Raw genomic sequence first — 20,174 nt, forward strand, 5'->3', positions numbered from 1 at the left:
TTCCGGTCGGCATCGGGGGTGAAAGCGAGGAAGTGAAGGTGGGAGAGCGCTTTCCAAGTTAGTTTCACCCCGCCTGCCAACGGTGTCAATCGCCACCGTGCATCTGGTCCAGATCTGACAAACGTTGTCCTGGAACAGGAATCAGCTGTGGTGAACGAAAGGCGAAAGGCTCCGAAGAGCGGTTTCCGGGCGCGACCGTGACCACGGCGGGAGCGGCGGTGTTGCGCCGTTCCCGCCGTGGCGAGGCGAGCGTGGTCGCTAGCTACGCGACCACTTCTGGTTGGCCGCGCCGTTGCACGTCCAGATGACGAACGGGGTTCCGTTGGCGGTGCCGTGGCCGGTCACGTCGAGGCACTTGCCGGATCCGACGTTGACGACCGCGCCACTGGCTTGGACACGCCACTGTTGCGTGGCGGTCCCGTTGCAGTCGTAGATCTGGACCGTGGTCCCGTCGGCGGTGCCACCGCCGGCGGTCTCGAGGCACTTGGTGTCGAACACCTTGAGCTGGTTGGTCGTGGTCGATGTCCAGGCCTGGTTGTTGCCGTTGTTGCAGTCCCACAGTGCTGGGATGGTGCCGTTGGCCTGGTTCGCCGCGGGGACGTCGGCGCACTTGCCCGACTCCGAGGCTTTGAGGATGCCGACGGTGTCGGCGCGGGCCCACTTCTGGTTCGCTCCGCCGTTGCAGCCCCAGAGAACCAGAGCCGTTCCGTTGACCGTGCCGTGCCCGGTCGCGTCGAGGCACTTACCCGATCCCGTGTTGACGACTGAACCGTCGGAGTTGACCGTCCACTGCTGGGCGGGGGTGTTGTTGCAGTCGTAGATCTGAACCGGAGTTCCGTCGGCGGTGCCGCCGGCGCGAGCGTCGAGGCACTTGGTGCCGTAGACCATCAGTTGTTTGGCGGGTGTCGCGGTCCAGCTCTGGTTGGCGCCGCCGGTGCAGTCCCACAGCGCGACGGCGGTGCCGTTGGCCTGGCTCGCCGCGGGAACGTCGGCGCACAGCCCCGACTCCTGGCCTTTGAGGATCCCGCCGAAGTTGCCGTCCGGGTTCGGAGTGACGCTGAAGTTGTCGAACTGGTTCGTCTGGTAGCCGACGACCCCGACGCCGACGAGGCCGGTGGTGAACGCCGTGTCGGCGACGGTGCCGAGTGTGGCGCCGTCGAGGGTCGCGGTGATCTGGTTGCCGCTGAAGCCGAGCTTGACGTTGTGCCAGGTGTTGAGTCCCAGTGCCGCGTGGGAGCCGGAGGTGAGGGTGGTGAGGACGCCGCCGCTGCTGTTCTTCGCGATGGACCAGGCGCCGGTGTCGGCGATCCGCAGCTGGTATGCGGCTTGGTGGCTCTGCGGCCGGTTCTGGGTGTTGGCCCGCCCGAGCAGGGTCACGGTGCCGGCCTGCTGCATGTCGACGTCGGTGCTGACCGTGTAGTTGCTCCACTGTGGATCACCGACGAGGGTGAAGGCGTCGCTGTCGTCCTGCCAGTTGATCGGCCGGACCGGGGCGACCTGCTGCAGGCACTGCCCGCCGCGGCCGGCCGCGCACGGACGGACCTCGTACGAGCCCTGCATGTCGGAGAAGTACTTCGCGGCGCTGCGGGAGCTGTAGCCGTCGAAGTTGTCGGAGTAGGGCAGGCCCAGGTTGCCGGCCGGGGGACTGGCCGCGGTGCCCTTGCCCTGGCCGGTGGTCGTGGTGACCGTGTAGATCCGGTTCGGCTGCAGGGTCAGGGAATACGTCCCCGATGCCGGAGAAATGTCAGCCTGCTTGACGAAGTAGTCGGCGGGGTTCGACGACCCGAAGTCGGTGGACCAGACGTGCACGGTGCCGGTGTTCAGCCCGCCCGAGGCGGTGACGTTGACGGTCTGGGCGGCTGTGGCGCTGGTGGTCTCGTAGATCGTCGAGTAGTCGGTGTTGTTGGTGGACTTGAGGGAGATGTAGCTGCCGTTGGCGCGGTTGCCGCCGAGGTAGCCGCTGGCCGAGCCGGTGAGGAATTTCCAGCCGGGCTGGGTGAACTGGGCCACCTGCGCGTTGGCCCAAAGGTTCTTGCCGAGTGCGTAGGTGCCCGACCATGGAGTGTTCGCCGTCGCCAGCCCGACGGTGTTGTAGGGCAGGTTCGAGTACAGCGCGGCGATCAGTGGCCAGTTCATGAAGCCGGTCATCTGCCCGTCGAGGTAGCCGCGGGTGATGGTGCGGATGTAGGCGGCCGAGCCGGCGTTGAAGTCCTGTGAGCCGAACTCGCTGGCCCAGAGGGGTTTCCCGGTGGCGACGGCGTTCGCGGTCGAGGAGCAGTTGGTCGCGTCGGAGAGGTAACCGCACGGGTAGTGCGAGCCGACCACGCCGACCGCGGCGTTGAAGCCGCTGTCGGAGAGCATGTCGTCGGCGGTGTTCCAGCCGCTGTCGTCGCCGACGATCTGCACGGAACCGTAGCCGCGGGAGTTCAGCGCCGCACGCAGGTTCTTATACCAGGTCTTGTCGTGGCCGCGTTCGTTCCAGCCGCCGAGGTAGCCGATCGTCAGGCCGTGCTGCTTCGCGCAGTCGAGCCAGGAGATGTCGTAGTCGATCATGTCCTGGGACCAGAAGTTCCCGCCGCCGATCCAGCCCGGCGCGGCCCAGGGCAGCGCCACCAGCTTGATGCCGGGGTTGCGGGCAACGGCCTGCTCACCGAGCCAGAATTCGTAGCCCGCGTTGCAGTTGATGTCGCCGCGCACGTGCTGGTGGCTCGGTTCGGAGCCGTCGGTGGAGTTCGCGTCGCCGCCGATCTCCAGTTTCAGCAGCTGCACGGCGGCGCCGTAGCCGGGTTTGAACAGATAGTCGAGGATCTGTGCTCGTTGGGCGGGTGGGTAGTCGATCAGCAGGCGGGAGTTCCCGCCACCGCCGCTGATCGCACCGACACCGTCGAAGGTACGGCCGGTGCTGCCGCCGTTGACCGCGATCGTGGTGGCCGCGCCGGCGGGTGCGGCGGTCACCACCAGTGTCGCGGTGGCGAGCAGGGTGGACAGGAGCAGAAAGAGGAGCCGGCGGAGCGTGGAGCCGCGGCGTTGCGGACGCATGAAAGATCTCCTTCAGAACTTCATCGGGGGAGGGACAGAAGGGTGCTCAGGACGACGGCAGGGTCCACTGCTGGTTGGTGCCACCGGTGCAGTCCCAGATGACCAGTTGCGTGCCGTCGGTCGTGCTGGTGCCGGGATCGTCGAGGCACTTGCCGGATGCTGGGTTCACCAGCGTTCCGTTCGTGGGTGCCCACTGTTGGTTGGCGCCGCCGGTGCAGTCCCACAGCACGACCGCGGTGCCGTTGGCGGTGCCGCCGCCGGTGACGTCCACACAGCGGTTGTACAGGCGCAGCGTCCCGTCGCCGGAGATGTGGACCGACTGGGCCGAAGAGCCGTTGCAGGTCCAGATCTGGATCCGGTTCCCATTGGTCGTGGCGGCGGTGTTGTCGTCCAGGCACTTGCCCGCGCCGACGGAGCTGACGGCTCCGGTCCGGGTCTTCGGCAAAGTCCAGCGCTGGTTGGCGGCACCGGTGCAGTCCCAGATCACCAGCTGCGTCCCGTTGGCGGTGCTCGCCCCGGGATCGTCGAGGCAGCGCCCCGATGCCGGGTTGCGCAGCGCACCAGTGCCGGGCTGGGAGACCCATTGCTGCCCGTTGCTCAGGTTGCAGTCCCAGAGCTGAACCGGGGTGTTGTTCGCGGTGCCGCCGGCGTTGATGTCGAGACACTTGCCGAACAGCATCACGGTGCCGTCACCAGGCACGGTCCAGCGCTGCGCGGCCGTGCCGTTGCAGTCGTAGACCTGGGCGTGGGTGCCGTTGGCGCTGCTGCCGCCCGCGTCGTCGAGGCACTTCCCGGCGATCCCCGAGGTGATGGGACCGGTCGGGCCGATGACCGTGGCCGGCGGCTGCGCACCGCCATCACCCCCGTAGGACGGCGGCGCCGACGACGCGCCGCTGGCCCACGACGTGTTGGCGCTCGTACCCAGCGTCAGGTTCAGCGTGCCGCCGTTGGTCGCGAAACCGGGCGGCACAAAGGCGTTGTTCCACGTCGCGCCGTTGAGGGTGGCGCTCTGCACATAGGGCGCGTCGGCCGAGGCCTGGGGAGCGTTGACGGTCATCGTCGCGCCGTTGGCGAGGGTGATGGCGACCGAGGGGAACAGAGGGCCGCCGATGACCAGGTCCGAGGTGCCCGGCGTCATCGGGAACAGGCCCATCGCCGACCACACGTACCAGGCGCTCATCGTCCCGAGGTCGTCGTTGCCGACGCTCCAGTTCGCCGGCGAGTTCGGCCACATCTGGTTCTGGACCTGCCGGACGATCCGCTGCGTCCTCCACGGCTGTCCGAGGTAGGCGTACTCCCACGGCAGTTCGATCGAGGGCTCGTTGCCGAGGTCGGCGTGCGTCCCGCCCGCGCCGTGCAGGTCCGACAGAACGCTGTCGAGGTAACCGGTCAGCTTCGCGGTGCCGCCCATCGCGTCGGCCAGGCCGCGGACGTTGAACGGGACCATGCCGGTGTACTGCCACGACGTGCCTTCGACGAACTGGTCACCGCTGGCAGGGTCGAAACCGCCACGCCACGCCCCGTTCTTCAGCTTCGGCTGCATGAAGCCAGTGGCCGGGTTCAGGCCGTTGCGCCAGTTCTGCGCCCGGTTGACGAACTGGCTTTTCGTCGCGGTGTCGCCCAGCGCCCCGGCGAACGCGCCGATCGCGAAGTCCGTCGTGGAGTACTCCAACAGTGTCGCGACCGAACCGTAGAACCCGTACGGGTACTGGGCGTCCGAGGGTAGGTAGCCGTAGTTGGACAGGTACTCCAGCCCCGTCCGGATCGCGTTGGGGACGGTCCCTTGCGCCACCATGGCTTTCTTGGCCGCCGCGGTGTCGAAGTTGCGGCCGCCGAAGGCGTAGTAGTCGGCGATGATGCTGGGCGCGGAGTCGCCGTTCATCACGTAGGTGTCGTATTCGTTAAGCGACCACTTCGGCAGCGTGCCACCCTGGGCGTAGTCGTTGACCAGCGACTGGGCGCTGTCACCGGCTTGCCGTGGCGTCACGAGGGCCATCAGCTGCGCTTGCGAGCGGTAGATGTCCCAGCCGGAGAAGTTGCCGTACTGCGCGCCCTGGCCGCCGGAGACCGTGTGCACCTGGTGGTCGAAGCCCCGGTAGCGGCCGTCGACGTCGCTGACCACGTTGGGGTGCAGCAGCGCGTGGTAGAGCGCGGTGTAGAACACCGTCTGCTGGTCGGTGCTCCCACCGGAGATCTGGACCCGGCGCAGCAACGCGTTCCAGGAGTCCTTGGTGGACTGCCGGGTGCCGGTGAAGTCCCAGCCGGTGTTCTCCCCCGTGAGGTTGGCCCGCGCGCCGTCGGCCGAGACGTAGGACAGGCCGACCTTCGCCTGCACGACCCGGTTCGCCGAGGCGTCGAAGGTGACCGAACCGCCGTTGGTGAACGTGCCGTTCGAGGCGAATGGCCGGTCGAAGAGCATGGTGAAGTAGAGGGTGTAGGTAGGGCTCGAGGCACAGAAGTGCCCGGAGGTCACCGATCCGCGGACTTCGGTCGGGCTGACCGCGGTGAAGTTGATGCCGGTGGTCGAGGTGGCGGCTGCGCCCAGCTTGAACAGTAGGTTGGCCTGGCCGGTCACCGGGAACGTGAAGCGCGCCATGCCGGTGCGGGTCGTCGCGGTCAGCTCCGATTTGACGCCGTTTCCGAGGGAGACGGTGTAGGCGCCCGCGCTCGCCGATTCCGAACTGTGGGAGAAGCCTGCTGTCGCCGAGCCGTCGACGGTGCCGACGGTCGGCAGGATCGGGACATCGGCCATCGCGTTGCAGCCCGGGCCCGACAGGTGCGTCAAGCTGAACCCGGTGATGGTGCTGTCGCTGTAGGCGTAATTGCCCCCAGGCGGCCGTGAAGGCGTGTCAGGACTCCATTGCACCATCCCGAACGGCGCGTCGGCGCCGGGGAAGGTGTTGCCTTCGTGGGACGTGCCCAGGAAGGGGTTGACCAGTGCCGCCGGATCCGCCACCGCGGTGGCGGCAGCGGCGGTGGGGGCTGCTGTGGCGGTGAGCGAGCCGAGCAGGAGTGAGGACAGGACGAAGAGACGACCCCAGTGTCTTCCCATTGCGTCTCCAAGATCGAAAGGCCGCGGTTCGGGGCAACGACGCTGTGGGGAGTAGCCGGGTGTTTCCCTGGGGCCGACGTTGAATAGCCCAACGGATGTACCCGGCTTTGCGCCGGTGGTGCGCGGGCGTTCCAGCAGCTGGTATGGCCATCGTTGTCGAACGTCCGTGATAAACAGCACAGTGCCGTGCCGCCGCAAAGTCAAGATCGTGCGGTGATGCTGTCCTGTCATTGGTCTCGTTTACGGATGCAACAGGCTGCGCCAATCGGTGCTTTGTCGTGTAACTCTTGGTGTATCTGTGCACGGAACCCCTGATGCGAGTCGACAGGCGGCCTTCTGCTGGTGCTGACTCGGTGAACAGGGCGCACTAAACCTGCGCTCGGGAGCGCGTGGCGGCACGCTCTCGAACGCCACCCTGACGTCGCGAATAAACGCCGGCAATCCACGGCTGTCAAAAGAGCGTCGCGGTGAAGGGAAATTCGGCTCGAGAGTAAATTAATATCACGGCGATCGAGTCGGCCGAGAAAACGCAAAACCGGCGCGGCCGGTGGCCTCGACGAAGAAAGCCGCGAACTCAGCGGCGGGAGGACTGACCTGGCCCAGGCTGTCCCCGTCGACGGTGGAACCGGAAAGGTCTGCCGACGGTCATCGGGGCCATGTCGTCTCCGAGGCGCGCTCATCAGTGAACTCGAACCAGCAGTATGAGGGAGTCCTCGCCGCGGCACAAGAGTCTGGAACGCTGACGTTCCGTATTCAGCGGCGCGAACATCCGATTGGGCGTTAGGGTTGCTCATCGGATCGGCGAGGACGGGGACATGGACGAGGGTGAGGGGAAGGTGGGGCGTGGGGAGACCTACGCCGGGCAGTCGCGGCAGGAGCGCACCGCCGACCGGCGCAGCCGGATCACCGAGGCGGCGTTGGAGCTGTTCGCCTCACGCAGCTACGACGACGTGACGGTGGCCGATGTCTGCGCGAAGGCGAAGGTGGCGAAACGCTACTTTTACGAGCACTTCGCCGACCGAGCGGATCTGCTGATCACCGTCCACCGCGAACAGAACGACTGGCTGCTGGCCGGCGTCTCAGCGGCGGCGCCGGCACGGGCCGACGATCTCGACGAGCTGCTGCGGCCGATGATGCAAGCCCTGGTCGGCCTGCTGCACGAACACCCGAGGCGAGCCCGGGTCATCTACATCAACGCCCCGCGCATGGAACTGCGACGGCGTGGCCTGCTGCGCACCGACGCCGAGGTCTTCGGACGGCTGATCCGCCGCGCAGTCGGCCGGCAACGCGACCGGATACGGTTCGAGCGGACCCTGCTGGCCCTCGTCGCGGGCGTGAGCGAAGTCGTCATCGACTGGCTCAGCCGCGGCATGACCGATTCCCCGGACGAGCTGGCCGACCACCTCACCCAACTCGCCCGCTCCCTGCTGGCCCCCTTGGTGTAGCACCGACGCACCGGGTCGAGGCATCTGACGATCCAGCGCCAAACTGGAACGTGCGGGTATTCCGGTGGGCGATGCTCCCAAAGGTCGCGTCACTTCTGCTGTGGCGATGACGTCTGGCGCGGCTCACGCTGAAGACCCTTTGCCACTGAGACCGGCCGGCAGAAGTGGTCAGGCGGCCGCGGACACCAAGACGATCGCCGCCACCGCCGGGTGCCACGGGCCCGCCGGTGGTCCGCTCAGCGCGAGCCGGCGCTCCTCCTTTTGCCGTAAGGGCACGATCACCAACCGGTGGCCGATCATCGACGCCATCAGCCCGGGATGACCGACACCCGAGCCCGGCCCGGACCATCGCGTTGAGCGTCGCGCACTCGCGTACCCGGTGGGTCGGGTGCAGCCGGGCGTCGATCTGGCGGTAGAGGTCGTGGGTGACGCCGTTGTTCTCGACCGCGCCGTCACTCGGCAGGAACGGCAGCATGCCACGGTCCAGCGCGGTCGCCAGATCGAACCCAATTGACGTCACCAGCCACGGCAGGTCAATGGCGTGGATCGCGAGATCGTCGATGACCATCGTGCCGATAGGGCGCAGCGGTGTGCGGTCCCGGTTGTCCGGTGACAGCCGCCGGTGAGCCGCGAGAACCGCGATGGGATCCGGCGCGGCCTTCGGCCTCCCGGTTGACGGCGGCTTGAGCGCGACTTCGACGCGGCACGCCCGCTGACGGATCTTGACGTAGGCGGCGCTGAAGCCTAACGTATAAAACGAACGTTACAGATAGAATGATAGGGAGCTCAAGCGCGTCGCGGCCACGCTCCGGTCCGAGATGCAGGCCTTTTTGCAGTCCTGCGGGCGGTTTGGCCAGAGCCTCTCTGCTTACCTCGTCATCCTTTTACGACAATCACTCACGGCAGGACTTCTTCATGGCATCACCTCATTCCTCGGCCGCGTCCGCCCGCTCCGGGGGCTCCGGCCTGTTGGCCGGCCGCACGGTGTCGCGCATCGGCTACGGTGCGATGCAGCTCTCCCGCTTGCGCGCGGACCGCGACGCGGGCGTGGCCATCCTCCGCCGCGCGGTCGAACTCGGCGTGGACCACATCGACACCGCGAACTTCTACGGCGACGGCTTCGTCAACGGGCTGATCCGCCAAGCGATACGGCCCGAGGACGGTGTCACCGTCGTGAGCAAAGTCGGAGCCACGGCCAACCCCGGCGGTCCGCGACCCCTGCGGCTCGCCCAGCGTCCCGAGGAACTGCGGGCAGAGGTCGAGGCCAACCTGGCCGGCCTCGGCATCGACCAGCTCGCGGTGAACCTGCGTCGCGCCGACGCCGGCCCAGGCCTGCGCCCCGACGGCGACCAGGTGGTAGATCTCGACGATCAGCTCGCCGTGATGACCGCCCTTCGCGACGAGGGCAAGATCGGCGCCATCGGGCTCAGCAGCGTCAGCCTGGACGTGCTGCGCCGCGCCCTGCCCGTCGGTCCGGTTTGCGTGCAGAACGCCTACAGCCTGGTGGCTCGTGACGACGAGGAGATGCTGGAACTCTGCCTCGCCGAAGGCATCGCCTGGGTGCCTTACTTCCCGCTGGGCGGCGCCGTACCCGGCCTGCCGAAGGTCACCGACGAGCCCGCCGTGATCGCCGCCGCGCAGGCAGCCGGCTGCACCCCCGCACAGATCGGTCTGGCCTGGATCCTGCGGCACGCCCCGCACACCCTCCTCATCCCCGGTACCGCGGACGCCGGGCATCTTCAGGTGAACGTCGACGCCGGAGCGGTGGAACTGGACGACAAAACCCTCGCGGACCTGGATGCCATCTCGACCCGTGGTCGCCGCGGACAGGACAGGACATGACTGAAGCGCTGGTGCTGGGAGGCGGAGGCGTCGCAGGAGTGGCCTGGACGACCGGCCTCCTGACAGGGCTGGTCGAGGCGGGTCAGGACGTCAGCGGGGCCGAGTTGATCGTCGGGACCTCGGCAGGCGCGACCGTCGCGGCGCAGTTGGGGAGTGGGTTGAGCTTGGCGGACCTCTACGCCCGGCAAGTCGACCCCGAGTTGCAGGCCGCCGAGATCATGGTCGAGGTGGACCTGGCAATCCTCGGTTCGGCGATGGCGGTCGCTACGCGGAATGTCACGTCCGCGCTGGAGATCCGGCGCGCCGTGGGTCGGCTCGCGCTGGAGGCCGGCACCGTGCCGGAAGCCGAGCGACGCGCGGTGATCGAGTCGCGCTTGCCGTCCCACCGGTGGCCGGCACGCGCGGTGAAGATCGTCGCGGTGGACGCCGAGAGCGGTGAGCCGCGCGTGTTCGACGGTACCTCCGGAGTGAGCGTGGTCGACGCCGTCGCGGCGAGTTGCGCCGTGCCCGGCGTGTGGCCCCCCGTGACGATCGGAGGCCGCCGGTACGTCGATGGCGGCGTGCGTTCCCATACGAATGCCGACTACGCCGCCGGAGCGTCCCGAGTCTTGGTGGTTGCCCCGAAGGGACCGGCATCACTGTTGCCGAGCGAGAAGCCGTTGCCGCAAACCGTCGAGGAACTGCGGGCGGATGGTTCCGAGGTCGCGGTGGTCGAGCCGGACGAAGCGGCGCGCCGGGCGATCGGCGGGAACGCGCTGGACCCGTCCACGCGCGGACCGGCCGCCGAGGCGGGGCGTGCCCAGGGCCGCCGTCTGAAGGTCGAGTGGAAGAAAGCCTGAGCTGGAAGCGTGTGGAGTGTCGGCTCTGGGCACTTGGGCGCCGATAATCGTGCCGACGAACCGAGCTCGCTGACGCACCGCTCGAGCTCGGCCGCCGCGGCCTCGGGGAGCCACCGCGAGCCACTGGAGCCGACCGCGCCCTTCGCCGCCGTCTGAGTCCGCATCCGGGCACGCCTGCGTCCGGTGCTGATGGCCCTCGGCGCCCAGCCCCGAGCGGGACGGCGGGACGGCCCTTCCTCAGAAGATCGCCAGAGGGTTGACCGGCACTCCGCTGGCGCCGTGGACGGGCATCGCTCCCAGCGTGAACAGGAAGTCATGGCGGCCCAGTTCGCTGCACGCGACGGCCAGCGCGGACACGTCCGCGTTGTCGACCAGGGGCAGACCCAGCCGCGCGAGGCCGAGTCCGTGCAGCACCGGCGGTGCCCCGGCGCCCGGCGGGAGGTCGCCGATATCACTGGCCAGCACGCTGATCTCGTGCTCGGCCATCCACCGGACCGCGTCCAGTGTCATCGCCGGCAACGGTTCGGCCAGGTCTCGGTGGACGACCCAGCCGCCGCGCACCACCAGTGCGTCGCCGGACCGGACGCGAACGCCGGCCTGCTGCGCGGCGGTGTCGAGATCCGCGGCCGTCACCTCGTGGCCCGGCGCGAGCCGGCCGCCCGGCGCCAGGTCGAGGAATATTCCCGCGGTGGTGATCCCGGCGGCGAAGGGTGTCGTCGATCCGTGCCGCAGGGTGCCCTGAGCCGCCGCATCGTCGACCGCGACACCGGGGTAGACCTGACCGTCCACCGGGAAGTGCGCCAGTGCGTCGACATGCGTCAACGCGACGTGGTGGGTGTTCACGACGAGGACGTCCGACAGGGCCCTCGCCGGTGACCCGGTGAAGTAGAGCAACTGCTGTACCGGCGCCGGCATCGGGGTAAGCCCGTGCGGCACCGGGCCGCCGCCGGCGAGGGGCACCGCGGCGACGGGGTGGGCGAGCGACACCGCGCGCCCGGTGCGGACCGACGCCGCGCCCCGGGCCCGTGCCTGGTCGGTGATGAGGTTCAGCGTTCCGTATTCGTCACGCTCCCCCCAACGGCCCCAATTGCTCGGCATCTCCGTTGAGGCGGTGGTCGGCTGATCGTTCACGAGGCACGTGCCGGCGCGAGGCGCGGGAACAGCTGCTCGGCGTTGCCGCGGTTGAGAGCGTAACGCTGCTCGTCGGTCAGCTCGAACGCGTCGAGCCGTTCGGTGAACTGGCGGGACAGCTCCGGGCGGAACTCGTAAGGCCAGTCGGAGCCGAAGGTGAGGTGCCCGGCTCCGGCGAAGGCCAGCAGCGAAGGCAGCGTGTACGGGCTCCCAGTCAGCGCTGTGTCGTAATAGAACGTCTTCAGCTGGGCTACTGTGTCGGCCTCGTCGGTCTCCCGGGAAATCATGCTGGCGATCCGGTTGGCGGCGTAAGGGACGTAGCCGCCGCCGTGGGAGAGCAGGACCCGCAGCCGGGGATAGCGGCGCGGACAGTCGTGCTTGACGAGGTTCACCGCCGCGCGGGTGCTGTCGGCCAGGAAGTCGACGACACCCGAGGTGATCCCCTCGACCCCCGGCCCCGGCAGAGCGGCGGGGTGGATGAAGAGCACCGTTTCCCGCTCGTCGAGCAACTGCATCAGCGGATCCCAGCGCGGCGAGCCGACGTAGGTGCCGTCGACGTTGCCGAACAGGACGACGCCGTCGGCGCCCAGGTCGTCCAGCGCATACCGGGCCTCCTCCATGGAAGCGTCGAGGTCGGGCAGCGCCAGCGTCGCGAAGAAGCCGAAGTGTTCGGGATCCTCGCGCACCAGCTCTCCGCAGAACTCGTTGACCGTGCGCGCCAGCCGGCGTACTTGCGCGGGGTCGTCACTCGGCCCCCAGCGGACGCTGGGATTGGGCACCGAAAGGATCGCGGTGCCGATGCCGATCGCGTCCATGGCCGCCAGCGTGGATTCCGCGTTCCAGTCGATCAACGGCCCCTGGTAGTCGGGGTTCTCCTTGAGCCAGGTCAGGTATTCGGGAGGCACCACATGGGTGTGGGTGTCGATGCGCTCCCGCCCGCGCACCTGCTCCGGTACCGGCGGCGTGTGGGTCGCCACGTGTTCGACAAGGGCCACCATGATCTCCTTCGGGGTAACGCGTCCAGAACCGCGCGGTCAGGGTGCCGCGCGGGATTGCTGGTCCTCAGCCAGCCGGATCAGCGCGTCGGCGAGCTGGGCCAGCGTCTCCGAGTGCGCCGTCGAGCCGGCCTGCGCGGCCAGGAAGGCGCCCTCGAACGTGGCCGCGGCGATATCGACCAGCTGGTCCGCGATCTCTACGGCCGCCGGCCCCCCGGGCTCCGCGAAGCAGAGGGCCAGTGCGTCGCGCAATCCTTCGCGCTGTTGCTGCCGCAGCCGGGCGACGGCGTCGTTCGCCTCACCGGTCGGTGCGCTGAGCAGCAGGATGGTCTGCAGGCGCAGGAACCCGGGTGACTCTTCGATGATCCGGGCGGCGCGCTGCAGCACCCAGGTCACCCGCTCTCGCGAGGACCCGTCTCGAGGAACGTCGTCCAGGGACGTCTCCGCCGCGAAGCGGGCCGCTCCCCGCTCCATCACCGCCTTGAGGACGCCTTCCTTCGAGCCGAAGTGCCAGTAGATGGAACTGGCCGGCAGTCCCGAGGCACTGGCCAGCGCGGAGATGCTGGTGCCGTCGTAGCCGCGGGCGGCCATCAGCTGGCTGGCCGCGTCGAGGATGTCCTCTCGCGAGCGGTCGCCCTGCAACTGGCGCCGGTTTTTGGCAGGTGGTGAACTCATTGCCGCAGCTTACGGAGAGGATCGGTGCCCACCATCCGAGCGCCGTTCACGACGCTCCATCCGCGGAGGTGACCGACCGGATCCGCAGAAACCGCAGGATCGCGGCCCTGCGCGAGGCAGGCGTGCCCCGCCAAGCGGCGAGGCCGACGGCGAGCAGGAGGGCTGTGCCGTTGAACAGGTCGGGGGTCCAGATCGGCAAACCGGCCAGCTGGAGGCCTTTGACGCCGACGGCCAGGACGTAGGCGGCCACGACGGTGCCCCAGATGTTGAACCGCCCTCCTCGGAACTGGGTAGAGCCGAGAAATACTGCGGCGATGACCGGTAGCAGGAAACCTGGTCCGATGGTCGGGTCTCCGGCCGACAGCTGCGCGGTCTCCAGCAACCCGGCCCCTGCCGCGACCACCCCGGAGGTGATCAGGGCATAGAGCAGGACGCGGGAGGTGCGCACGCCGGTGAGGGCGGCGGCGTGTGGATTGCCGCCGGTGGCGTAGATCCGTCGGCCGAGTGGGGTGCGTTCCAGGACGTACCACAGGAGGATGGAGACGACGATCATGATCCAGAACGGGTAGGCCAGGCCGAGGAACTGGCCGGTGGCGATCCGGGAGAAACCCACAGGCAAGCCGACGATCTGCTCGTTGCCCGACAGCCACGCGATCACAGCGGTCAGCAGTGAAGACACACCCAAAGTAGCGATGAACGACGGGATCCTGGCGCGGGTGATCATCAGCCAGGAGAACACCCCGACCGCCGCTCCCGCCACCAACGACAACAGCACCGCTACCGGCGTCGGCAGGTGCCCGATCAGCAGCCAGGCGACCACGATCGCTCCCAGTCCGACCTCGGTCCCGATCGCCAGATCCACCACGCCTGCGGCAATCGGTACCACCAGACCTACCGCGACCAGGCAGGTGATTGCCTGGTCCGACAGCAACGACCGCCAGGTACCGGCGGTCAGGAAAGAATCGGGTACCCACAGTGAGAACACCACGACCATGACCGCCAGCAGATACAACGCAGCTACGTTGCGAAAAGCCACCGCTCCCCGCAGCCGCACCCGCCAACGCCCACCCACCACCTTCGGCGGGATGCCGTCCGAGGCTCGGGTCGTGGTGATGCGGGCGGCGAGGTCGGCACGGCGGATGCGCCGTCGGCTCCAAGCCGCAGGGGTGCTGCCGCGCAGGAGCCGCATGACGGCCTCGCGGCGGGTCCCGACCGGGCGACGCCAGGCGGCGAGGCCGACGGCAATCAGGAGGGCTGCGCCGTTGAACAGGTCGGGGGTCCAGATCGGCAGGCCGGCCAGCTGGAGGCCCTTGACGCCGACGGCCAGGACGTAGGCGGCGACGACGGTGCCCCAGACGTTGAACCGCCCCCCGCGGAACTGGGTGGAGCCGAGGAACACCGCGGCGATCACCGGTAGTAGGAAGCCCGGTCCGATGGTCGGGTCCCCGGCTGACAACTGGGCGGTTTCCAGTACCCCGGCTCCCGCCGCGACCACACCGCCGGTGATCAGCGCGCCCAGGATGATCCGCGACGTCCGGATGCCGGCCAGCGCCGCCGCCTCACTGGATCCACCCATCGCGTCGACATTGCCGCCGGTGGCGTAGATCCGTCGGCCGAGTGGGGTGCGTTCCAGGACGTACCACAGGAGGATGGAGACGACGATCATGATCCAGAACGGGTAGGCCAGGCCGAGGAACTGGCCGGTGGCGATCCGGGAGAAGCCGGTGGGCAGGCCGACGATCTGCTCGCTGCCGGACAGCCAGGCGATCACAGCGGTCAGCAGTGAGGACACGCCCAAGGTGGCGATGAACGACGGGATCCTGGCGCGGGTGATCATCAGCCAGGAGAACACCCCGACCCCTGCTCCCGCCGCCAGCGACAACACCACTGCCACCGCCACGGGCAGGTGCCCGATCAGCAGCCAGGCGACCACGATCGCGCCCAGTCCGACCTCGGTCCCGATCGCCAGATCCACCACGCCTGCGGCAATCGGTACCACCAAGCCCACCGCGACCAGGCACGTGATCGCCTGGTCCGACAGCAACGACCGCCAGGTACCGGCGGTCAGGAAAGAATCGGGCACCCACAGCGAGAACACCACGATCATGACCGCCAGCAGGTACAACGCAGCTACGTTGCGAAAAGCCACCGCTCCCCGCAGCCGCACCCGCCAACGCCCACCCCCCACCACCTTCGGCAGCGTTTCACCCGGGGCTTTCCCGGGTGTCGCGACGTTCATGACCCTGTTCTCCTCGCTGCGTTCGCTCGCTGCACTGTCAGGTCCTGCGCCCCGGAGGGTTCGCACACCGACGGCTGTTTCACTTCCGGACACCGCACGGTCAGGCACCGCGCTCACCTCCCCGGTCCTCGCCGCGGACCGCGCCGGCGGCCGCCCGCAGGTCCAGCTCGTCCCGAACCAGGCGGGCCTCGGTCAGTTCAGCCCGGGGTACCTCGCTGACCACACGGCCTTCCATGAGGACCAGCACCCGGTCGCACAGGGTCACCAGCTCCTTGGTGTCGGACGAGCACAGCAGCACTGCGGCACCCTCGCTGCGAGCCGTGAAAATCAGCTCGTAGATGGCCGCCTTCGCGCCGACGTCGACGCCCTGGGTGGGCTCGTCGAGCAGCAGCACCCGGGGCCGGACCCGCAGCCACTTGGCCAGCACGACCTTCTGCTGGTTGCCACCGGAGAACAGCTGCAACCGCCGCTCGGGGTCGGCCGGGCGCAGCCCGACCGTGTCCATCCAGGCATGGGTTTCGGCCCGCTCGGATCGGGTGTCGAGGCGGCCGAACGCCCGCCGCAGCGGTCGCATCGCCGGCAGCGTCAGGTTTTCCCGGACGCTCATCCCCAGCACCGCGCCACCCCGTCGGCGGTCGGCGGGTACATAGGCCATTCCGGCCTCGATCGCCGCCATCGTGTCGTCGGCGGCCAGTTCCTCCCCGGCGACCTCCACCTGGCCCCCGTACCGGTGCGCGGCACCGAACAGCATGGGCCCCAGCTGCTCCCGGCCCGATCCCAGGATGCCGCCGATTCCCACGATCTCCCCGGCTCGCAGGGTTAGCGCGAAGTCCTGAAGCTCCTCGCCGCTGATCCCGGCGACCTCCAGCACCGGTGGCCCCGGAGCGGCCTGCCGGATCGCTGACAGGTCGGCCACTGCCCGGCCGGCGATCAGGGCGACGACGGCGTCGTGGTCCAGCCGGTCGGTGGGCTCCTCCGCCACCACCTTCCCGTTTCGCAGGACGACTACGCGGTCGGCCAGCTCGAGCACCTCGTCCAGGCGGTGGGAGATGAAGACCACGCCCGCACCGGAGGCCGCGACCCGCCGGACCGCCTCGAAGAGCAGCTGCACCTCGCCGCCGTGCAGCGCCGTCGTCGGCTCGTCCAGGATCAGCACGTTGTCCGGGCGGGTCCAGCCGTCCATCGCCCGGGCGATGGCCACGATCGCCCGCTGCGCCGGGGACAGCCGGCCGACGGGAAGGGTCACGTCGAACCCGGGGCCGAACCGGGAGATCAGCTCTTCTGCGCGCCGATGCTCCGCTGCCCGGTGCACCGGGGCCAGGCCCCGACCGTGGGATGTGCGGCCCAGCCCCAGGTTCTCCACCGTGGTCAGGATGTCGGCCAGTCCCAGGTCCTGGTGGATGAAGTGCAGCTCCTCCCGCGCCGAGAGCCCCGACACCAGCCGGCCCTCCGCATCGCGGACCTCCACGACCGATCCCGGATCGGCGGAGTGGACCCCCGCGAGGATCTTCACCAGCGTCGACTTCCCCGACCCGTTGTGGCCGAGCACCGCGACGATCTCACCGGAGCGGACCTCCAGGGCCACGCCGTCGAGTGCCTTCAGCCCCGGGAACGTCTTCGACATCCCGCTCACGCGCAGCAGCGGTACGGATGCGGTGTCCATGGGCTCACCCCGCCGGGTGCCACAGCGTGGCGAACCGCTGCTGGTAGTCCGGGTAGGCGGACCAGCCCCGGGATGGGTCGAAGGTGATGTCCTGCTGTCCAAGCAGCTGTAACGGCACCTCGCCGGCCTGCTCGGACGCCGTCGGCTGGTCACCCTCGACCAGACGCGCCGAGGCGTCGACGGCGGCCCACACCGCGATCGGGAAGTCCACGGCCAGACCGGCCGTCATGCCGCCGTCCTTGATGTCTTGCAGGCCTCCCGGCTGGGGCGCGTAGCCCAGGGTCGTGACCGACAGACCGGCCGCCTTCATCGCGGTCGGCAGGCCGGCGGCCACCTCGGCGCTCGCGAACACCGCCACGTCGGTTTTGGGATGCGACTGCAGGTCGGTGACCACCGTGCGGGCGGAAGTCGTGCCCAAAGTGGCGACGTTGATCTGTACCGCCCGGACTTCGCACCCCGCGCAGTTCTTCCGCATCTCCTCTTCGAAAGCCTGTTGTTGCTTGGTGGAGAAATCGATCGCGGGCACGCCGTAGAACACGACGTTGGCCTGGGAACCCTTGTTCGCGATGACCCAGTCGGCCATCAGTTTGCCGGCGGTCTGCGTCGTCTGCAGACCGATGTAGTTGAAGGTGACGCCGTACGGTGCGGTGTCCCTCGCGACCGAGATCGTGACCACCTTGATGCCGGCCGCGGACAGGTCCTTGAGGGCGCCGCCGAACACGTTCGGATCGATGCCGGAGATCACCACGACGGCCGGCTTCAGGGTGAGGACGCTGGACACCGCGGCCTGCATGGACTGCGCGGTGGTGCCGGCGCTCACCGCGGTCAGGGTGCCGCCGACCTCCTTGACCGCAGGAGCCAAGAGCTTGGCCGTCAATCCGCACGCAGCGGTCCCGCACTGCAAGAAGGCGAACTTCGTCCCGGCCGGCAGCGGCCTGCTGAGCGGTTGCGTCACCGGGAACGCACCTGAGTGACCGGTGTAGGGCGCGACAGCCGCCTGCGCCGCCGCCACGTTCGCTCCCTGCGCCGATGCCCCGGACGAGGTCGACCCGGACCCGCAGGCCGTGACCGAGACAGCCATCACCGCCACCACACACGCCGCTGCCACCCTGGGCGCGGTGCCGCGCCTCCAGCGCCCGCCGGCACTCGTGGGCGCCGGCGGGGACGGTGGGGTCTTTCCCGCGGGCCCGGATGTCCCGGACCGCGCGGGCGCGACGCTGCCGCGCCTCAGGTAACCGATCTTCGCGAGCAGCACTCGACTCTCCTGTCGTCAGTGACACGTTGTCGTTTTGCCACGATGCGGGCCTCGAGCCCTTCGCTCCTCGAACCGCCGGCCCTGGTGGTTTGCACAGCGGACACGCACGTCCAATGCCAGGCGGGAGGGGTGTCGACATGCGGCAGGCTCGCCGACCCAGCCCACCGGTCTACTTCTGTGGCGGTCGTTACATACAGCGGTAGAGTGAAGCTAAGGGAGTGGTCAGACCCTGTCAAGGGCGGTGTGCGTGCCCCCGGAATTCGGGTGGACCGCGTGCCGCGAGACGCGACCGATGCTCTCGTTGCCTTCGGTCCGGCCTTGACACAAGCGTGTCCTGAGGTTCAGCATTCGTGAATCTAATGCATAGAGGTGAACGCTGGAGCCTGGCGGGCAGCGGAACGGCGTCACCCGGCTTCCGCACATCGGACGCTTCCCCTGCGTGGTCCTCGCAGACATGCCCTCATCGGAGGAGACAAGAAGATGACTGAGCACATCGCGGTGCGGCACTTCATCGGTGGTGAACGAGTCGGTTCCGCCCGGACCTCGAACAGCGTCAACCCGGCGACCGGCGAGGTCATCGGCACCTACGCCGACGCGGACAAGGCGGACGGGCAAGCGGCGATCGACGCCGCCCGCAGCGCCTTCCTCGACAGCGATTGGCGGCTGGACGCGATGCGACGGGCCACCGCGCTGAGTCACCTGGCCGACGCCTACGCCGAACGGATGGACGACGTGGTCGCCACGCTCTGCCGGGAGAACGGCAAGCTGCCGGGCGAGGCCGCGTTCGAGGCGCACTTCATCGTCCGGGCCCTGCGTTTCGCCTCAGGGCTCGCGCTGCACACCTTCGGCCGGGTGAGTGACACCCAGCCAGGCCGGCAGGCCATGACGATCCGCCAGCCGGTCGGCGTCGCGGGACTGATCGCCCCGTGGAACTCGCCCGCTTACCTGTCGATCCGGGCCCTGGCCCCGGCACTCGCGGCCGGCTGCACCACCGTGCTCAAGCTGCCCGGTCAGGCCGCCCAGTCCGGCCACCTGGCGGCGGAGATCTTCGCCGGTGTGCCGGAGCTTCCGGCCGGCGCGGTCAATGTCGTCATCGAATCCGGGTCCGAGGTCGCCGAACTGCTGGTGGAGTCACCCCAGGTGCCGGCGATCAGCTACACCGGCAGCACCGCGACCGGCCGGATCATCGCCAGGAACGCTGCGGAGAACTTCAAACGGGTGGGGCTGGAGCTGGGCGGCAAGACACCCCATCTGGTCTTCGCGGATGCCGACCTCGACCTGGTCCTGCCCACCGTGGTGGCCTCCTCGACCGTGTTCGCCGGGCAGTTCTGCATGACCGGGAGCCGGGTGCTCGTACAGCGCGAAATCGCCGAGGAGTTCACCCAGCAGCTGGCCGAGCGGCTTGAGGCGGTCAAGCCCGGCCCGGCGTCGGATCCGGCCAGCCAGATCGGGCCGATGATCGACACCGCGTCGGTCGCGCGCGTCGACGCCGCGGTCGACGAGGCCATCGCGGCGGGCGCGAAGCCGATCGTCCGCGGCGGCCCGAGCACCGACCCGGACCTGGCGGGCGGCGCCTTTTACCACCCGACGCTGCTGTCGGTGGAGGACGCCTCGCTGCCGATCGTGCAGGAGGAGACCTTCGGGCCGGTGCAGACCATCCAGGTCTTCGACACCGAGGAAGAGGCGGTCACCCTGGCCAACGACACCAAGTACGGGCTGTCGGCGTCCGTCTACAGCCGCGACGTCGACCGGCCGGCGCGCCTGGCCCGGCAGCTCGACGCGGGCCTGATCTCGGTCAACTCCTGGGCCAATCTGACCATCGAGTTCGAAGAGGGCGGCTACAAGGCCAGCGGCCTCGGCCGGCTCGGCGGCACGGCCAGCATGGAGGACTTCCTCGAATACAAGCAGATCGTGCAGGACTACGTGCCGGTTCAGCACTGACTCACCGGGCGACACGCCGTGCAGAGCCCCGCAAGACCGGGCACCCCCGAACACCGGA

The 20,174-nt window shown here is 68.9% G+C and carries 13 protein-coding genes; 4 read left to right on the forward strand and 9 right to left on the reverse strand.

Annotated features, from left to right (window positions below; all coding sequences use genetic code 11):
• Positions 1-258: 258 nt before the first annotated feature.
• Together ACLJQZ_RS32370 and ACLJQZ_RS32375 are read right to left on the reverse strand one after the other, a co-directional pair.
• The gene (locus tag ACLJQZ_RS32370; protein WP_410623627.1) at positions 259-3,039 is read right to left on the reverse strand and encodes a ricin-type beta-trefoil lectin domain protein; all 2,781 of its coding nucleotides are present in this window, start codon (positions 3,037-3,039) and stop codon (positions 259-261) included.
• Positions 3,040-3,085: 46 nt separating this feature from the next.
• Positions 3,086-6,091 (reverse strand): lectin, encoded by a 3,006-nt coding sequence (locus tag ACLJQZ_RS32375; RefSeq protein ID WP_410623628.1) that lies wholly within the window; start codon positions 6,089-6,091, stop codon positions 3,086-3,088.
• An 815-nt stretch (positions 6,092-6,906) separates the two neighbouring features.
• Between ACLJQZ_RS32375 and ACLJQZ_RS32380 the strand changes: the two genes are divergently transcribed.
• The gene (locus ACLJQZ_RS32380; RefSeq protein WP_410623629.1) at positions 6,907-7,536 is read left to right on the forward strand and encodes a TetR/AcrR family transcriptional regulator; all 630 of its coding nucleotides are present in this window, start codon (positions 6,907-6,909) and stop codon (positions 7,534-7,536) included.
• A gap of 168 nt (positions 7,537-7,704) precedes the next feature.
• Here ACLJQZ_RS32380 and ACLJQZ_RS32385 read toward each other — a convergent pair whose 3' ends face one another.
• Positions 7,705-7,845 carry a hypothetical protein gene (locus ACLJQZ_RS32385; protein WP_410623630.1) on the reverse strand — a complete coding sequence of 47 codons (141 nt, stop codon included), beginning with the start codon at positions 7,843-7,845 and terminating at the stop codon, positions 7,705-7,707.
• Positions 7,846-8,451: 606 nt separating this feature from the next.
• Here ACLJQZ_RS32385 and ACLJQZ_RS32390 point away from each other — a divergent pair.
• Together ACLJQZ_RS32390 and ACLJQZ_RS32395 are read left to right on the forward strand one after the other, a co-directional pair.
• Entirely contained in the window at positions 8,452-9,378 is a 927-nt protein-coding gene (locus tag ACLJQZ_RS32390) for an aldo/keto reductase (protein WP_410623691.1), read from the forward strand.
• Positions 9,375-10,217 (forward strand): patatin-like phospholipase family protein, encoded by an 843-nt coding sequence (locus ACLJQZ_RS32395; RefSeq protein ID WP_410623631.1) that lies wholly within the window; start codon positions 9,375-9,377, stop codon positions 10,215-10,217. Before ACLJQZ_RS32390 ends, ACLJQZ_RS32395 begins: the two co-directional genes overlap by 4 nt.
• A gap of 237 nt (positions 10,218-10,454) precedes the next feature.
• On the opposite strand, the gene ACLJQZ_RS32400 is transcribed toward ACLJQZ_RS32395, so the two are convergent.
• The 6 genes from ACLJQZ_RS32400 to ACLJQZ_RS32425 all read right to left on the reverse strand — a co-directional run bounded on the left by ACLJQZ_RS32400 (position 10,455) and on the right by ACLJQZ_RS32425 (position 17,932).
• Entirely contained in the window at positions 10,455-11,315 is an 861-nt protein-coding gene (locus tag ACLJQZ_RS32400) for a cyclase family protein (protein WP_410623632.1), read from the reverse strand.
• A gap of 29 nt (positions 11,316-11,344) precedes the next feature.
• The gene (locus ACLJQZ_RS32405; protein ID WP_410623633.1) at positions 11,345-12,343 is read right to left on the reverse strand and encodes an amidohydrolase family protein; all 999 of its coding nucleotides are present in this window, start codon (positions 12,341-12,343) and stop codon (positions 11,345-11,347) included.
• 39 nt (positions 12,344-12,382) lie between these two features.
• Complete coding sequence (locus ACLJQZ_RS32410) at positions 12,383-13,018, reverse strand: TetR/AcrR family transcriptional regulator (RefSeq protein ID WP_410623634.1); 636 nt, start codon at positions 13,016-13,018, stop codon at positions 12,383-12,385.
• Between the two features lie 46 nt (positions 13,019-13,064).
• The gene (locus ACLJQZ_RS32415; protein WP_410623635.1) at positions 13,065-15,257 is read right to left on the reverse strand and encodes an ABC transporter permease; all 2,193 of its coding nucleotides are present in this window, start codon (positions 15,255-15,257) and stop codon (positions 13,065-13,067) included.
• A 100-nt stretch (positions 15,258-15,357) separates the two neighbouring features.
• Positions 15,358-16,920, reverse strand: coding sequence for a sugar ABC transporter ATP-binding protein (locus ACLJQZ_RS32420; protein ID WP_410623636.1), 1,563 nt, complete (start codon positions 16,918-16,920; stop codon positions 15,358-15,360).
• A 4-nt stretch (positions 16,921-16,924) separates the two neighbouring features.
• Positions 16,925-17,932, reverse strand: coding sequence for a sugar ABC transporter substrate-binding protein (locus tag ACLJQZ_RS32425; protein ID WP_410623637.1), 1,008 nt, complete (start codon positions 17,930-17,932; stop codon positions 16,925-16,927).
• A 723-nt stretch (positions 17,933-18,655) separates the two neighbouring features.
• Between ACLJQZ_RS32425 and ACLJQZ_RS32430 the strand changes: the two genes are divergently transcribed.
• A complete protein-coding gene (locus ACLJQZ_RS32430; RefSeq protein WP_410623638.1) occupies positions 18,656-20,116 on the forward strand; it encodes an aldehyde dehydrogenase family protein in 1,461 nt (486 codons plus the stop codon).
• Positions 20,117-20,174 lie beyond the last annotated feature (58 nt).

Origin of the sequence: Amycolatopsis sp. cmx-8-4 (genome assembly GCF_046548675.1) — a bacterium.
GTDB lineage: Bacteria > Actinomycetota > Actinomycetes > Mycobacteriales > Pseudonocardiaceae > Amycolatopsis.

Coding starts and splice junctions, on each gene's coding strand:
- ACLJQZ_RS32370 (WP_410623627.1), bottom strand. CDS start 3,039: ATGCGTCCGCAACGCCGCGGCTCCACGCTCCGCCGGCTCCTCTTTCTG.
- ACLJQZ_RS32375 (WP_410623628.1), bottom strand. CDS start 6,091: ATGGGAAGACACTGGGGTCGTCTCTTCGTCCTGTCCTCACTCCTGCTC.
- ACLJQZ_RS32380 (WP_410623629.1), top strand. CDS start 6,907: ATGGACGAGGGTGAGGGGAAGGTGGGGCGTGGGGAGACCTACGCCGGG.
- ACLJQZ_RS32385 (WP_410623630.1), bottom strand. CDS start 7,845: ATGGCGTCGATGATCGGCCACCGGTTGGTGATCGTGCCCTTACGGCAA.
- ACLJQZ_RS32390 (WP_410623691.1), top strand. CDS start 8,452: ATGGCATCACCTCATTCCTCGGCCGCGTCCGCCCGCTCCGGGGGCTCC.
- ACLJQZ_RS32395 (WP_410623631.1), top strand. CDS start 9,375: ATGACTGAAGCGCTGGTGCTGGGAGGCGGAGGCGTCGCAGGAGTGGCC.
- ACLJQZ_RS32400 (WP_410623632.1), bottom strand. CDS start 11,315: ATGCCGAGCAATTGGGGCCGTTGGGGGGAGCGTGACGAATACGGAACG.
- ACLJQZ_RS32410 (WP_410623634.1), bottom strand. CDS start 13,018: ATGAGTTCACCACCTGCCAAAAACCGGCGCCAGTTGCAGGGCGACCGC.
- ACLJQZ_RS32415 (WP_410623635.1), bottom strand. CDS start 15,257: ATGAACGTCGCGACACCCGGGAAAGCCCCGGGTGAAACGCTGCCGAAG.
- ACLJQZ_RS32420 (WP_410623636.1), bottom strand. CDS start 16,920: ATGGACACCGCATCCGTACCGCTGCTGCGCGTGAGCGGGATGTCGAAG.
- ACLJQZ_RS32430 (WP_410623638.1), top strand. CDS start 18,656: ATGACTGAGCACATCGCGGTGCGGCACTTCATCGGTGGTGAACGAGTC.